This window comes from Aeribacillus sp. FSL M8-0235 (genome assembly GCF_038000355.1).
Taxonomy (GTDB): domain Bacteria; phylum Bacillota; class Bacilli; order Bacillales; family Aeribacillaceae; genus Aeribacillus; species Aeribacillus composti.
Window position 1 is genome coordinate 875,573 of the sequence record NZ_JBBOBW010000001.1, and the last position, 15,429, is coordinate 891,001.

Below are 15,429 nucleotides of genomic sequence, written 5' to 3' on the forward strand. Positions count from 1 at the left end.
AAAATTTTAAATATTTTATACTTTAGTAAAACAGAAAAAAATGAATGAATGTTCATTCAAATGAAAGGGGATTTGAAATTGTGCGTCAAATAAAAAAAGCTGCAGTACTCGGATCAGGAGTGATGGGATCCCAAATTGCAGCACATTTAGCGAATGTCGGGATTCATGTATTACTCCTGGATATTGTACCGACAGAACTAACGGCAGAAGAAAAACAGCAAGGATTGACGCTGAAAGATCCAATCGTTCGAAACCGTTATGCTCAAAAGGCCGTGCAAAGACTGCAGAAGCAGACTCCTGCTCCATTGACTGCAAAAGAAAATATAGAGCGAATTGAGATCGGGAATTTTGATGATGACATTGAGAAAATTGCTGAAGCTGATTGGGTGATTGAAGCAGTTGTGGAAAGGCTCGATATTAAACAGAAAGTTTTTGAAAAAGTGGACAAATGGCGGCGGCCAGGCAGAATTATCAGCACAAACACATCTGGAGTTTCCGTTCATTCGATGTCAGAAAACCGCTCAGAAGATTTCCGCAAACATTTTTTAGGCACTCACTTTTTTAACCCGCCACGCTATTTGAAGCTGCTCGAAATTATTCCAACAAAAGATACTGACGAACAAGTTGTAGCATTTATGAAGAGATTTGGTGAAGATGTTCTTGGCAAAGGGGTTGTTTGCGCAAAGGATACACCGAATTTCATTGCCAACCGCATTGGAACATATGGTTTTCTTGTAACCGTACGTGAAATGCTGAAAGGGAATTATTCTGTCGGAGAAGTTGATTCCGTGACAGGACCTTTGATCGGCAGACCAAAAAGCGCCACATTCCACACACTTGATGTAGTCGGTTTAGACACGTTTTTTCATGTCGTAAACAACGTATATGAAAGAGTGGATGGCGAAGAAAAAGAAATTTTTCGTGTCCCGGATTTTATGAAGAAAATGCATGAAAACGGCTGGATTGGATCAAAAGCCGGGCAAGGATTCTACAAAAAAACAGGCAAAGAAATTTTAGAATTAAATGTAAATACGATGGAATATGAAAATAGAAAAAAACTTCGTGCCGATTCTATCGAAATAGCGAGACGTGAAAAAGGCACCGGGGAGAAGTTAAAAGCCGTTGTTTATTCGAACGACCGTGCAGGCACTCTTATTTGGAAAATTCTTATTCCAACGCTTCTTTATTCCGCAGAACAGCTGGACAGCATTGCCGAAACGATCGTTGACATTGACCAAGCGATGAAGTGGGGATTTGGCTGGGAGCTTGGACCGTTTGAAATGTGGGATGCAATCGGGATAAAACGATCTGTTGAAACCATTGAACAGCAGGGCGGAACAGTGCCAGCATGGGTCAAGCAAATGCTGAAGGATGGAAATGAAACGTTTTATAAGCAAAGCGAAGGCGCCACTTATTTTTATCATCGGGGCGAGTACAGACTGCTGCAAACAAATATGAAACAAATTCATGTGCAATCGTTGAAAAATGGAAAATCAATCATTAAAGAAAATAACGGGGCAAGCTTAATCGATATCGGCGATGATATCGCACTGCTCGAGTTTCATTCGAAAAACAATGCGATCGGCTATGATATTGTGCAAATGATCGATTTTGCCATCGACGAAGTTGATAAAAATTATAAAGGGCTAGTCATCGGCAATGAAGGAAAACACTTTTGTGTAGGCGCAAACCTTGCGTTTATGTTAATGGAGGCGCAGGATGAAAATTATTTTGAAATTGAGCTGATGATAAGAAAGTTCCAGCAAGCGATGATGAAAATTAAATATAGTCCGAAGCCGGTTGTAGCGGCCCCTTTTCATATGACATTGGGAGGCGGCGCGGAAGTATGTTTGCCTGCCTCAAGCATTCAAGCAGCTATGGAAACTTACATTGGCCTAGTTGAAACAGGTGTTGGACTGATCCCGGGCGGGGGAGGAAACAAAGAACTGTATATAAAAATTCTTGACCAAATCGGCAATGATATTGAAATTGATTTGCAAAAGGTCGCAAATAAAACATTTGAAACGATCGCCATGGCTAAGGTGTCCAAATCCGCACAGGAAGCGCAGCAAAACGGGTTTCTTCAACCGACAGACGCCATAACCATCAATAAAGATCACCTGCTGTATGATGCGAAGCAAAAAGCGCTGTTTTTATATGAAAGCGGATACCGTCCTCCTGTCCGCAAAAAAATTCCGGTAGTTGGCGAGACCGGATATGCCGCCATGATATTAGGGGCACAAAATCTTTATTTATCGGGATACGCTTCGGAGCACGATGTAAAGATTGCTAAAAAATTAGCCTATGTGATTGCGGGAGGCAAGCTTCCATACAGGACAAAGGTAGATGAACAATATTTGCTCGATTTGGAACGGGAAGCATTTTTAAGTTTAATAGGTGAACCGAAAACACAAGCCAGGATGCAGCACATGCTGTTAAAAGGAAAACCGCTGCGCAACTGACAGAAAGGAGTTAGAAAAATGAGGGAAGCTGTCATTGTCGCTGGTGCTAGGACACCGGTTGGAAAAGCAAAAAAAGGGGCATTAGCCAACATACGACCGGATGATTTAGGAGCATTAGTAGTAAAGGAAACATTGAAGCGGGCCGGAAGCTATGACGGACATATTGATGATGTCATTATTGGTTGTGCTATGCCTGAGGCAGAACAAGGCTTAAACATTGCAAGAAATATCGCGGCGCTGGCAGGGCTCCCCTATACAGTGCCGGGAATAACCATTAACAGGTTTTGTTCTTCAGGGCTGCAGGCTATTGCTTATGCAGCTGAACGGATCATGCTTGGGCATGCGGAAGTCATTATCGCAGGAGGAACAGAATCAATGAGTCTTGTTCCAATGACTGGAAATGTATTGCGGCCAAATGCAAAGCTTGCCGAGGAAGCGCCTGAATATTACATGAGCATGGGACATACAGCCGAGCAGGTCGCACAAAAATACAATATCAGTCGAGAGGAACAAGATGAATTTGCTGCGCGGAGCCACCAAAAAGCAGCATTAGCAATTCAAAACGAAGCATTTGCTGAAGAAATCGTTCCTGTAGAAATCACGAACCGAACAGTTGATGCTAATAACAAGCTGCAGGAGAAAAAAACAATATTTCGCCAAGATGAAGGGGTTCGACCAGAAACAACAAAAGAGGTTCTTTCATTTTTAAAACCGGTATTTGCAGTAAACGGATCTGTAACGGCGGGAAATTCTTCGCAAATGAGCGACGGAGCGGCTGCCGTTATGGTAATGGATCGAAAAAAAGCGGAAGAGCTTCAGCTAAAGCCGCTGGCCAAATTCCGTTCTTTTGCTGTAGGAGGAGTGCCGCCTGAAGTGATGGGAATAGGCCCTGTCGTTGCGGTGCCAAAAGCGCTTGAATTAGCGGGTCTTGAACTTTCCGATATTGGACTCATTGAATTAAACGAAGCATTTGCTTCACAAGCGATTCAAGTAATTAGAGAACTCAAATTAGACGAAGAGAAAGTAAACGTAAACGGAGGTGCCATAGCTCTTGGACATCCTCTTGGATGTACAGGTGCAAAATTGACATTAACTCTTATCCACGAAATGAGAAGAAGAAATGAACAATTTGGATTGGTGACGATGTGTATCGGCGGAGGAATGGGTGCAGCGGGAGTTTTCGAGCTTCTATAAAAAACCAAAAGGTTAGGTTTTCTACACATGATGGAAAATGACATGGAGTCTTCGAACTTATTTATGAATCCAAAAGGGGGAATATTGGGTGGCAAACAAAACAGAGGCCTATATAAAGGGCGGAAGCTTCATCATGGAAGAAATTCCTTTTGATCGGATCTTCACGCCGGAAGACTGTACAGAAGAACATAAAATGATTGCGAAAACAGCTGAAGATTTTGTCCTGAACGAGGTTGTTCCTTTTATTGACCGTCTTGAAAACCATGAATTTGATATTTCGGTGAAATTGCTGAAGCAAGCTGGCGAACTTGGTCTGCTCGCAGCAGATATTCCAGAAGAATATTCCGGACTAGGTCTTGATAAAGTAAGCTCTGCTCTTATTGCAGAACAATTTTCCCGCGCAGGGGGCTTCTCAATTACATTTGGAGCCCATGTAGGCATCGGCTCGCTTCCAATTGTATTGTTTGGAAATGAAGAACAGAAGAAAAAATATTTGCCCAGCCTTGCAGTCGGTGAAAAAATCGCTGCATATGCATTAACGGAACCAGGATCAGGATCAGATGCTCTTGGTGCAAAAACTACAGCGAAGCTAAATGAGGCAGGAACACATTATATTTTAAACGGAGAAAAACAATGGATCACAAATTCAGCTTTTGCAGATGTTTTTATCGTGTATGCAAAGGTGGACGGCAAACATTTCACAGCATTTATTGTTGAAAGAGATTTTCCGGGTGTTTCAACAGGTCCTGAGGAAAAGAAAATGGGGATCAAAAGCTCTTCAACAAGGACATTGATCTTAGACAACGTTTTAGTGCCAAAAGAAAATGTTTTAGGGGAAATCGGCAAAGGGCATAAAATTGCCTTCAATATTTTAAATATCGGACGATACAAATTAGCCGTCGGGGCAATCGGAGCCTGCAAGCGCATCATCGAATTGTCGGTCAAATATGCGGTGCAAAGGAAACAATTTGGACGGCCGATAGCCCAATTTCCGTTAATCCAAGAAAAGTTGGCCAATATGGCGCTGAAGCTTTATGCAATGGAAAGCTCAGTCTATCGAACGGTTGGATTGTTTGATGACCGGATGAGTTATTTAACACCTGAAGAGCAAAAGGATGGAAATGCTGTTGCCCAATCAATTGCTGAATATGCGATCGAATGCTCATTAAACAAAGTATTCGGTTCTGAAACGCTTGATTATATAGCGGATGAAGGAGTTCAAATTCATGGCGGATACGGATACATGGCGGAATATGAAGTGGAAAGGGCCTATCGCGACTCCAGAATTAACCGCATTTTTGAAGGAACGAATGAAATCAACCGCTTGCTTGTTCCGGGAATGTTTTTGAAAAAAGCAATGAAAGGGGAGCTACCTCTTCTTCAAAAATCACAAAGCCTTCAAAAAGAACTGTTGACATGGATGCCGGAAGAAATCGGCGATGGCGTATTGGAGCAAGAAAAATATTTGTTGAAACAAGCGAAAAGAGTGACGCTTTTGCTGGCAGGTGCTGCAGCTCAAAAATTTGGCCAATCCTTGCAGCAGGAACAAGAGATTCTTGCAAATATCGCGGATGCGGTAAATAACGTTTATGCGATGGAATCCGCTATTTTGCGCACAGAAAAGGCCATTGTGAACTCAGGAGAAGAAAAGAATAAACAGAAGCTTCTTTATACACAAGTGTTTGTGCAAGAAGCGTTTCAGGAATTAGAGGCGAATGCAAAAGAAACGATTGTTGCGATCGAGGAAGGAGACGACTTGCGGATTCTTCTCTCTGCTCTAAAAAAATTGATGCGACAAATCCCTGTAAATGTCATTAAGAAAAAACGCCAAATTGCAGCTAGAGTGATTGAAGAGGAAAAATATATAGTATAACTGCGGGACTTAGGGGTGTCTAATAAGTCGTTTTTACGGCTAATTGACGCCCCCTTTAATGTTTTAGAAACGTTGATATATTGGGGTTTATAATTTTTTGTTTTCAATGGGGATTTGATTTTCTGGACAGCTCCAAAAATTTATTGATCAAGTTATTATGTTTGTCCAAATCGGATATGATAAAATATTATTGGTGTTGTATGAAGGAGGTGAGAAGGAATGGCTTTAACAATGTACTGGTATCCGAAGTGCGGAACTTGCAGAAAAGCGAAAAAATGGCTGGAAGATCACGGAATTGATTTTCGTGAAATACATATCGTGGAAAATCCTCCTTCTAAAGAAGAGTTAAAATCCTTTTATGAAAAGAGCGGATTGGAGTTAAAAAAGTTTTTTAACACGAGCGGTCAAAAATATCGTCAATTAGGTTTAAAAGAAAAAGTAAAAACAGCAACAGATGAGGAGCTCTTTGATTTGCTCGCATCAGACGGTATGCTCATTAAGCGGCCGATTGTTACCGATGGGGAAAAGGTGACCGTTGGCTTTAAAGAAGAGGAATTTGAGAAGATTTGGGGAAATTAAATTTAGAAAAGATTCTATTTAAATAGAATTCTTATATAAAAATGATAATTGGAGGGAATGACATTGAATACACCAAAAGAATTGCGTTATTCTGAAGAGCATGAATGGGTAAAGGTGGAAGGTGACAAAGTAAGAATTGGGATCACTGATTTTGCGCAGTCTGAACTCGGTGACATCGTATTTGTTGAACTTCCAGAAGTTGGAGATGAAATAGTCGCTGACGAACCTTTCGGAAGCGTTGAATCAGTGAAAACAGTTTCTGAGCTTTATGCCCCTATCAGCGGAAAAGTTGTTGAAGTGAATGAGGAATTGGATGACAATCCTGAATATGTAAATGAATCTCCTTATGAAAAGGCTTGGATGATTGTTGTTGAACCAAATGACATTCAAGATGTTGAAAAATTAATGACAGCTGAAGAATATGAAGAAATGGTAAAAGAAGACTAATATGAAACCCCCGTCTCCCTTTGAGAAGGGGGTTTCCTTTTCTTTATAAATGGAAAAGTACGGACAATCAAAGTATTTTGTGTGAAGGAATCAACCACTTCATTTAGAATAAGTATATATCAAAAAGCATCTATAAGCAGGTGATAACAATGGCACTGATAGAGATTGAGAAAGTTATCATTGTTGAAGGAAAGTCTGATAAGAAAAAAGTAGAGAAAATTATTAATGAACCTGCTGAGATTATTTGTACAAATGGCACGTTAAGCTTGTCCAAGCTCGATGAATTGGCGGAAAGCTTATTTTTCAAGGATGTTTATATTTTAGTCGATGCGGATGAAGCAGGAGAAAAATTGAGAAAACAAATTAAGCGGGAGCTTCCGGAAGCCAACCATTTATATATAGACAAAATGTACCGTCAAGTTGCATCCGCACCTGAACAGCATATTGCCGCCGTTTTGCTGAGAGCAAATATTGATGTACATGCAAGATATTTATCATAAATGTGGAGTGTGTTCAATGATTGAAATAACAAAAGAGCAATTAGATGCGATTAGCGATGAAGAGCAAACCATTATATTTTTATATACACCTTTTTGCGGGACGTGTAAATTAGCTAAAAGCATGCTGGAAATTGTAGAAAAAATCATTCCTTCCATAAACATATATACGAAAGATTTGAATTATATCCCTGAATTTGCTAAAAAATGGAAAATTGAAAGTGTTCCATGTTTATTGATCTTTGAAAAAGGACAAATTGCCGAAAAAATATATGCGTTTCATTCTATTGACTATTTATATCAAAAGTTAAAAAGTTTTTCTACCATATAATTATATTTCCTGAGAAATATGTCAGTTTTTTCTAGAAAGCGTCGACAACTCCCAGCAGGAAGAAGGAAAGCTAGAAAGAATGAGTAAAATAAAATATTTGCTGGGGGGTTGTCAATGTTTGATTTTTTATTAGAAAAGGCAAATGATCATCATTTTTTAAAGCCTTTATTTCCGGCACATCCTATGTTTATTGCTTTTGAGTATGGCCAAAGCATTTATTGTTATCAATTGGATTTGGAAGGATTAAGACGAGTTGATGGAAATATCGAATCCATTGATGTAAAAATTATAGGAAATGAAGAGCAAATGGAAGAGCTCATTACAGGCCAGCTAAAGCTCCAACAACTAATGAAATTGAAAGCAGTAAAAGTTGAGGGGAGATTTCGGGATATTTTAAGATTAGAATCTGTCTTGTCTTTATTGGCCTAACAGGTTAAAATAGAGTAAAGATATCGGAAAAGAATATATTGACACAATGTTTGTTGAATGGTACAATCTCTCCCAGTTAGTTTGTATTGTTTAAAATAATGTTTTAATAGAAAAATAGCGGGTGCACATGTACAATAAAGCTTTGTCTACAATTGCGTTGAAAAAAAGGAAGGTCAATTGAATGTAATCGTGCCTTTCTGCAGCTGTGCAGGAAGGCTTTTAGTATTAAACCGAAGCTGCTGCATGTGTGAAAGAAGGTGTAAACTTGATTTCTCTCAACGGTGTTACAAAAATTTATCATACGAATCATAGCCAAGTAAAAGCTGTCGATCAAGTTGATCTTCAAATCCAGAGCGGAGAAATTTTTGGGATCATCGGATACAGCGGTGCTGGGAAGAGTACATTAATACGCTTGTTAAATGGTCTTGAAAAGCCGACAAATGGGACAGTTGAAGTGGCGGGAAAAAGAATAGACCAAATTAAAGGAAAAGAACTGAGATCCGCCAGAAAAGAGATTAGTATGATCTTTCAGCATTTTAATCTATTGTGGTCAAGAACAGTGCGGGAGAACATCGCTTTTCCATTAGAAATTGCCGGCATGAAGAAAAGCGATCGGCTCAAAAGAGTTGATGAACTTATTAAACTAGTAGGTTTAGAAGGAAAAGAAGATGCATATCCCTCGCAATTGAGCGGAGGACAAAAACAAAGAGTCGGCATTGCAAGAGCTCTTGCGAACAATCCGAAAGTTCTTTTGTGCGATGAGGCGACTTCTGCTTTAGACCCTCAAACGACTGATTCCATCCTAGATTTGCTTGTAGATATTAACAAGCGATTAGGTTTAACGATTGTTTTGATCACCCATGAAATGCATGTAATTCGAAAAATTTGTCATAGAGTGGCTGTGATGGAAAACGGGAAGATTGTTGAACATGGTGATGTGTTGACGGTTTTCCGAAATCCGAAGGCTAACATTACAAAACGATTTGTTAAACAAGTTACAGAACCTGATGAAACAATGGAAACGATTGATTACCTGCTTGAAAAGTACAAGCATGGAAAGGTTGTCAAACTTACCTTTGTAGGAGACAGAGCGGAGCAGCCTATGATTTCAAAAATCATTAAAGAGTTCGATGTAGAGGTTAATATTTTGCAAGGGAAAATTTCACAAACTCAAAGTGGATCCTACGGGACGTTAATCATCCATTTTGATGGAGATGAAACTACAGTTGAACAAGCCATTGAATTTATTCGCAATCAACAAGTGGAGCTGGAGGTGATTGCGAATGTTTGAGACATTGTTGCCAAATGTAAAATGGGACAAAGTCATTGATGCAACTTATGAAACGGTTTATATGACAGCTGTTTCTGTATTTGCTACATTTTTTCTCGGAATTATTTTAGGTCTTTTATTGTTTTTAACGTCAAAGGGGAACATGTGGGAAAATCGGTTTATCCACTCGTTTGTTGCAGCAGTTGTCAATGTATTCCGTTCAATTCCCTTCATTATTTTGATCATTTTGCTGCTTCCTTTTACAAAAGCAATCGTTGGTACCATTTTAGGGGCTAATGCTGCACTTCCTGCACTCATCATTGGTGCTGCGCCTTTTTATGGAAGGATGGTGGAAATTGCACTGAGGGAAGTTGACAAGGGGGTGATTGAAGCTGCAAAATCGATGGGAGCTACAATGAGCACAATTATTTTCAAGGTACTGCTTCCAGAATCGATGCCTGCTTTAGTTTCAGGAATAACTGTCACAGCAATTGCGTTGGTAGGTTATACAGCCATGGCAGGCGCCATTGGTGCCGGTGGTCTTGGAAACCTTGCCTATTTAGAAGGATTTCAGCGTAATCATAGTGATGTAACATTTGTTGCAACTGTACTCATATTGATTATTGTATTTATCATCCAATTGATCGGCGATATGATTACAAGAGCAATTGATAAGCGTTAAACGAAGGAGGAGAATAATATGAAAAAATGGCTTTTAGCGACTGTTTTAGGTGCGACGATGATATTTGCTTCTGCTTGCGGAGGTGGAAGTAATCAGGGAGGCAGCTCCGGCGGCTCTGACAATGAGAAAAATGAAGTAATTAAAGTTGGCGCATCTCCTGTTCCACATGCAGAAATTTTAGAGGAAGCAAAACCGCTTCTTGAGAAAAAAGGATATAAATTGGAAATTGAAGAATTCACTGATTATGTATTGCCGAATAAAGCTTTAGCGGAAAAGGATATTGATGCAAACTACTTCCAGCATATCCCTTACCTTGAAGCACAGAAACAAGAACATGGATATGATTTTGTCAATGCCGGCGGAATTCATATTGAGCCAATTGGCGTATATTCAAAAAAATATAAATCTTTAGAGGAGCTTCCGAATGGAGCTACTATTATCATGAGTAACTCAGTTGCTGACCATGGACGCATGCTGTCAATGCTGGAGGAAAAAGGTTTAATTAAGCTGAAAGATGGCGTTGATAAAACGAAAGCGACAGTTGATGACATAGCAGAAAACAAAAAGAATTTGAAATTCAAAACAGACATCGAAGCGCCAATGTTGACGAAAGCTTATGAAAACAATGAAGGCGACGCTGTATTAATTAACGGGAACTTTGCTCTGGATGCAGGACTTGACCCATCAAAAGATGCCATTGCTCTTGAATCGCCAAAAGACAATCCGTATGTAAACGTCATTGCTGTCCGCAGTGAAGATAAAGACTCTGAAAAAATTAAAGCTCTTGTAGAAGTGTTACAATCAGATGAAATTAAAGAATTTATTCAAACAAATTATCAAGGCTCCGTTATTCCTGCTGAATAATCAATTGGGAAGCTGTGCATATTTACGCGCAGCTTCTTTTTTTGGATCAAGCTGAGCTGGTATTGTTTGGACAAAATTTCATTTGAGAAAAAACGTACGAACTTAGGTGAAATTTATGCCGCCAAAAAAGCAAATAGAAAGTGCTGTTCATTTCAATTAAGCGCTTCAGCAGAACATAAGAAAGGGAATGGGGCATTTACTCAACATAATTTTACAATTGCTTGTTTCAAAAAGGTTGAGCTATCAATAGCATGAAAGATCAGTGTCAAATGCAAGATGAATATTGTATTTTTTCTCTCCAGCGGGAATGCAGCCGAAAGGAAATATATGAAGCAGCAGGATTTGCACCAGCTTTCGAAGAAGGACTTGTGATGAGCTTAGCGGCCGCATTTAGAACGGAATGTTTTGCATGAAAAACAAATAAAGATGTAATTTTCAGTATTTTGGAGCATTTGTAAGATTGAACCTTTAATCCTTTCTCATTGGCTTAAAATGGGTTTTAAGCTGTTTTAATCAGCGATACAGCAGGTTGCTTGCAAGCTGTAATCATTGCTAACATTAAATTGTATAAAAAATGAAAGGATTGGTTCATTATTTATTTAAACCAAGAAATGATAGACATTAAATTTACGTCTGAAATGGAAAAAGCAATGCATCAATTTCACGGAATGGGATATAACGAATATAGGAGAACACATAAGAAGCGAATGAAGGTTGAAAGAAAAAGAGAACGAAATTACCGCAGCAGCCAAATTGTAACAGCTAATCTGAAAGGGAAATTGTTTTTGTCTACGCTAAACTAAATCAGCCAGTCGGCAAAGACTGGTTTTTCTTTTTATTGAATACATACAACAAGTTTGTTTGAATGATACTAAGATGACTATATACTTTGTTCCTAAAAATTTGGTAATATGAATAATGTTGTGAGATATTAAAAGGTTGTATTCACTTTTAATTTGTTATAAAATAATAATGAGAATAAATTGAGAATGATATTAATATTTGACCTATAGATTAATGGAGGTATTGGTTATGTCAGGATCTACATTAACGATTAAAGATTTGCATGTTTCCGTAGAAGGGAAAGAAATTTTAAAAGGTGTGAACCTTGAAATAAAAGGCGGAGAAATTCATGCGATCATGGGGCCGAACGGAACAGGAAAATCAACTCTTTCCTCCGCGATCATGGGACATCCAAAATATGAAGTGACACAAGGATCCATAACCCTCGACGGACAAGATGTGCTTGAGATGGAAGTAGATGAGCGTGCGCGTGCAGGACTTTTTCTTGCCATGCAATATCCAAGTGAGATCAGCGGAGTCACAAATGCTGATTTCTTGCGTTCAGCTATCAACGCCCGCCGAGGCGAAGGCAACGAAATTTCTTTAATGAAATTTATTCGCAAAATGGATGAAAAAATGGAATTTCTTGAAATGGATCAAGGGATGGCGCAGCGATATTTAAATGAAGGATTCTCGGGCGGTGAGAAAAAACGGAATGAAATACTTCAATTAATGATGCTTGAGCCTAAGATTGCCATCTTGGACGAAATCGATTCAGGCTTAGATATTGATGCGTTGAAAATTGTTTCCAAAGGTATCAACGAAATGCGGAGCCCTGAGTTTGGCTGCCTGATTATTACACACTATCAACGTCTGTTAAACTATATTACACCAGATTTTGTTCATGTTATGATGCAAGGAAGAATCGTGAAATCCGGCGGAGCAGAACTAGCTCAGCGTCTTGAAGCAGAAGGATATGACTGGATTAAAAAGGAATTAGGCATCGAAGACGAAACAGTAGGGCAAGAAGCGTAAGCGTTAGGAGGATCAAAATGACTGTAGAAACGAAACTACCGTTTGACCAGAAATATATAGAAAATTTCTCCAAACAGTTAGGAGAACCGGACTGGCTGAAAGATCTTCGCTTGCTTGCTCTTGCAAAAGCTGAAGAGCTTCCATTGCCAAAGCCGGATAAAACAAAAATCGACAAATGGAATTTCTCACAGTTTTCTAAACATGTCGTTTCCAGCAGCACTCTATCTTCTCTTGATGAGCTGCCGGAAGAAGTAAAAACGCTTATTGAGGCAGATGAAGAACATAAAAATCTCTATATACAACGTGACAATACGCCTGCTTTTTTGACAGTCTCTGAAGATTTGAAAGAAAAAGGAGTTATTTTTACTGACATTCACACGGCTGCAAAGGAACACGGAGACTTGCTTCAGCAATATTTTATGAAAGATGGAGTAAAAATTGATGAACATCGGCTGACAGCTTTGCACGCAGCCTATTTGAACGGCGGGGTCTTTGTGTATGTGCCGAAAAATGTAGAAGTGGAAAAGCCTCTTCAGGCGGTTTTTATACATGAAAACCCTGAAGCCAATTTGTTTAATCATGTGATCATCGTTGCGGATGATAATAGTTCTGTTACGTATGTCGAAAACTACATCTCGACCACCGAAACAGAGGGTGCTGTGTTTAATTTAATTACCGAAGTTATCGCCAATACTAATGCGAAAGTTTCCTACGGTGCGGTTGACAATCTGACTGAAAACATCACAACATATGTGAACCGCCGCGGGGTTGCTGGGCGCGATGCAAAAATTCTTTGGGCATTAGGATTAATGAATGACGGCAATACGATTTCTGAAAACACAACAAATCTTGTCGGAGACGGTTCTATAGGCGATACAAAAACAGTTGTTGTTGGGAGAGGAAGCCAAATTCAAAACTTTACGACGAAGGTCGTTCACTTTGGCAAACATACCGAAGGCAACATTTTAAAACATGGTGTTATGAAAGACAGTGCGACGTCCATTTTTAACGGCATCGGCAAAATTGAGCACGGTGCATCGAAATCAAATGCTGAGCAGGAATCCCGCGTTTTAATGTTAAGTGAAAAGGCAAGAGGAGACGCAAATCCGATTTTGCTTATTGATGAAGATGATGTTGTCGCCGGCCATGCCGCATCTGTGGGACGTGTTGACCCGATTCAGCTCTATTATTTAATGAGCAGAGGAATTTCAAAATCGGAGGCTGAGCGATTAATTATTCATGGATTTTTAGATCCTGTTGTAAGACAAATGCCGATTGAAAGTGTAAAAAACCAATTGACAGAGGTTATTGAAAGGAAAGTTCGGTAATGGATATTAAAGAAATTCGCAAACAGTTCCCGATCCTTAGTCAAAAGGTCAACGGCCGCGATTTAGTTTATTTGGATAATGCTGCAACATCGCAAAAGCCAAATGTCGTCATTGATGCAATCACAAAATACTACCGCGAGTACAATTCAAATGTGCATCGCGGTGTTCATACACTTGGTACAAAAGCTACAGATGCCTATGAAGGTTCACGGGAAAGAGTTCGTCAATTTATTAACGCAAAATCCGTCCAGGAAATTATTTTTACACGGGGAACAACAACAGGACTAAATATGGTGGCACAGAGCTATGGAAAGGCCAATTTAAATGAAGGCGATGAAATTGTCATTACGTACATGGAGCATCATGCCAATTTAATTCCATGGCAGCAAGTTGCAAAAGAAACAGGAGCTACGTTAAAATATATACCACTAAAAGAAGACGGAACTATCTCGTTAAGTGATGTTCGAAATACGATTACAGCCAATACGAAAATTGTTTCGATTGCGCTCGTATCCAATGTTCTTGGCACGATCAATCCAGTAAAAGAAATAGGCGAAATTGCTCATCAAAACGGAGCTGTTCTTGTCGTAGATGCTGCTCAAGGAGCACCACATATGAAAATTGATGTTCAAGATTTAAATTGTGATTTTCTTGCTTTCTCGGGACATAAAATGTGTGCTCCGACAGGAATCGGTGTTCTATACGGAAAAAAAGAGCTGCTCGAAAATATGGAACCGGTTGAAACCGGCGGAGAGATGATTGATTTTGTCGGTTTATATGAATCTACATGGAAGGAGCTCCCATGGAAATTTGAAGCTGGTACACCAATTATTGCCGGAGCAGTTGGATTAGCTGCAGCAATTGACTTTTTAGAAGAAATTGGGCTTGAGAATATTTTCAATCATGAACATAGACTTGCCCAATATGCATTGGAACAATGCTCAAATATTGAAGGCATGACAATTTACGGACCGAAAGAACGGGCTGGGCTCGTTACCTTCAACCTCGAAGGCATTCATCCTCACGATGTGGCAACTGTTCTGGATGCGGAAGGTATTGCGATCCGAGCCGGGCACCATTGCGCCCAGCCATTGATGAAATGCTTAGAAGTATCAGCGACAGCACGGGCGAGCTTTTATCTATATAATACTGAAGAAGAAATTGATTTATTCATTCGCGCAATTCAAAAAACAAAGGAGTATTTCGGCAATGTCATTTGATAATCTTGACACATTGTATCGTCAAGTCATTATGGATCACTATAAAAATCCTAGAAATAAAGGCTCTCTTCAAGACAGCGTTACGGTTGACATGAACAATCCAACCTGCGGTGATAGAATTCATCTGACAATGAAAATTGAGGATGGAAAAGTCATCGATGCGAAGTTTGAAGGGGAAGGCTGCTCCATTTCGATGTCATCGGCATCCATGATGACCGAAGCGATCAAAGGACAAACGATTGAAAATGCTCTTAAGCTTTCTAAAATCTTCTCCGATATGATGCAAGGCAAGGAATACGATGATGATATTGATTTAGGAGATATTGAAGCATTGCAAGGCGTTTCAAAATTTCCAGCTCGAATCAAATGTGCAACGCTTGCCTGGAAAGCGATGGAAAAAGGTGTGCGATCTGAAGTCGAGTGATAAAATTTAAA

General features: G+C 39.5%; 16 protein-coding genes. All 16 read left to right on the forward strand.

From position 1 onward, the window contains the following. Positions 1-80: 80 nt before the first annotated feature. Positions 81-2,462 carry a 3-hydroxyacyl-CoA dehydrogenase/enoyl-CoA hydratase family protein gene (locus NSQ71_RS04290; protein ID WP_340733060.1) on the forward strand — a complete coding sequence of 794 codons (2,382 nt, stop codon included), beginning with the start codon at positions 81-83 and terminating at the stop codon, positions 2,460-2,462. An 18-nt stretch (positions 2,463-2,480) separates the two neighbouring features. Further along, the gene (locus NSQ71_RS04295) at positions 2,481-3,656 is read left to right on the forward strand and encodes an acetyl-CoA C-acetyltransferase (protein ID WP_339198982.1); all 1,176 of its coding nucleotides are present in this window, start codon (positions 2,481-2,483) and stop codon (positions 3,654-3,656) included. 133 nt (positions 3,657-3,789) lie between these two features. Next, entirely contained in the window at positions 3,790-5,529 is a 1,740-nt protein-coding gene (locus tag NSQ71_RS04300) for an acyl-CoA dehydrogenase family protein (RefSeq protein ID WP_339199964.1), read from the forward strand. A gap of 219 nt (positions 5,530-5,748) precedes the next feature. Next, complete coding sequence (locus NSQ71_RS04305; protein WP_066249190.1) at positions 5,749-6,108, forward strand: arsenate reductase family protein; 360 nt, start codon at positions 5,749-5,751, stop codon at positions 6,106-6,108. A gap of 63 nt (positions 6,109-6,171) precedes the next feature. Next, the gene (gcvH, locus tag NSQ71_RS04310) at positions 6,172-6,555 is read left to right on the forward strand and encodes a glycine cleavage system protein GcvH (RefSeq protein WP_063386938.1); all 384 of its coding nucleotides are present in this window, start codon (positions 6,172-6,174) and stop codon (positions 6,553-6,555) included. A gap of 149 nt (positions 6,556-6,704) precedes the next feature. Beyond that, positions 6,705-7,055: a toprim domain-containing protein gene (locus NSQ71_RS04315; protein WP_063386937.1), complete on the forward strand. Its 351-nt coding sequence runs from the start codon at positions 6,705-6,707 to the stop codon at positions 7,053-7,055. Between the two features lie 16 nt (positions 7,056-7,071). Further along, a complete protein-coding gene (locus NSQ71_RS04320; protein WP_339198986.1) occupies positions 7,072-7,383 on the forward strand; it encodes a thioredoxin family protein in 312 nt (103 codons plus the stop codon). 114 nt (positions 7,384-7,497) lie between these two features. Next, on the forward strand, positions 7,498-7,812 hold the full coding sequence (locus tag NSQ71_RS04325) for an SCP2 sterol-binding domain-containing protein (protein ID WP_339194480.1): 315 nt from the start codon (positions 7,498-7,500) through the stop codon (positions 7,810-7,812). Positions 7,813-8,077: 265 nt separating this feature from the next. Next, positions 8,078-9,103 carry a methionine ABC transporter ATP-binding protein gene (locus NSQ71_RS04330; protein ID WP_063386934.1) on the forward strand — a complete coding sequence of 342 codons (1,026 nt, stop codon included), beginning with the start codon at positions 8,078-8,080 and terminating at the stop codon, positions 9,101-9,103. Then, positions 9,096-9,764, forward strand: a complete 669-nt coding sequence (locus NSQ71_RS04335) for a methionine ABC transporter permease (RefSeq protein ID WP_066249196.1) — start codon at positions 9,096-9,098, stop codon at positions 9,762-9,764. Before NSQ71_RS04330 ends, NSQ71_RS04335 begins: the two co-directional genes overlap by 8 nt. A gap of 18 nt (positions 9,765-9,782) precedes the next feature. Next, on the forward strand, positions 9,783-10,628 hold the full coding sequence (locus NSQ71_RS04340; RefSeq protein WP_094245247.1) for a MetQ/NlpA family ABC transporter substrate-binding protein: 846 nt from the start codon (positions 9,783-9,785) through the stop codon (positions 10,626-10,628). Between the two features lie 66 nt (positions 10,629-10,694). Beyond that, entirely contained in the window at positions 10,695-10,883 is a 189-nt protein-coding gene (locus NSQ71_RS04345) for a hypothetical protein (protein ID WP_063386931.1), read from the forward strand. A gap of 777 nt (positions 10,884-11,660) precedes the next feature. Continuing rightward, complete coding sequence (gene sufC / locus NSQ71_RS04350) at positions 11,661-12,446, forward strand: Fe-S cluster assembly ATPase SufC (protein ID WP_063386930.1); 786 nt, start codon at positions 11,661-11,663, stop codon at positions 12,444-12,446. Positions 12,447-12,463: 17 nt separating this feature from the next. Then, on the forward strand, positions 12,464-13,774 hold the full coding sequence (sufD, locus tag NSQ71_RS04355; protein ID WP_066249201.1) for a Fe-S cluster assembly protein SufD: 1,311 nt from the start codon (positions 12,464-12,466) through the stop codon (positions 13,772-13,774). Beyond that, positions 13,774-14,994 carry a cysteine desulfurase gene (locus NSQ71_RS04360; RefSeq protein ID WP_339194488.1) on the forward strand — a complete coding sequence of 407 codons (1,221 nt, stop codon included), beginning with the start codon at positions 13,774-13,776 and terminating at the stop codon, positions 14,992-14,994. Before sufD ends, NSQ71_RS04360 begins: the two co-directional genes overlap by 1 nt. Continuing rightward, the gene (gene sufU, locus NSQ71_RS04365; protein ID WP_063386927.1) at positions 14,984-15,418 is read left to right on the forward strand and encodes a Fe-S cluster assembly sulfur transfer protein SufU; all 435 of its coding nucleotides are present in this window, start codon (positions 14,984-14,986) and stop codon (positions 15,416-15,418) included. The genes NSQ71_RS04360 and sufU overlap by 11 nt, the downstream gene beginning before the upstream one ends. Positions 15,419-15,429 lie beyond the last annotated feature (11 nt).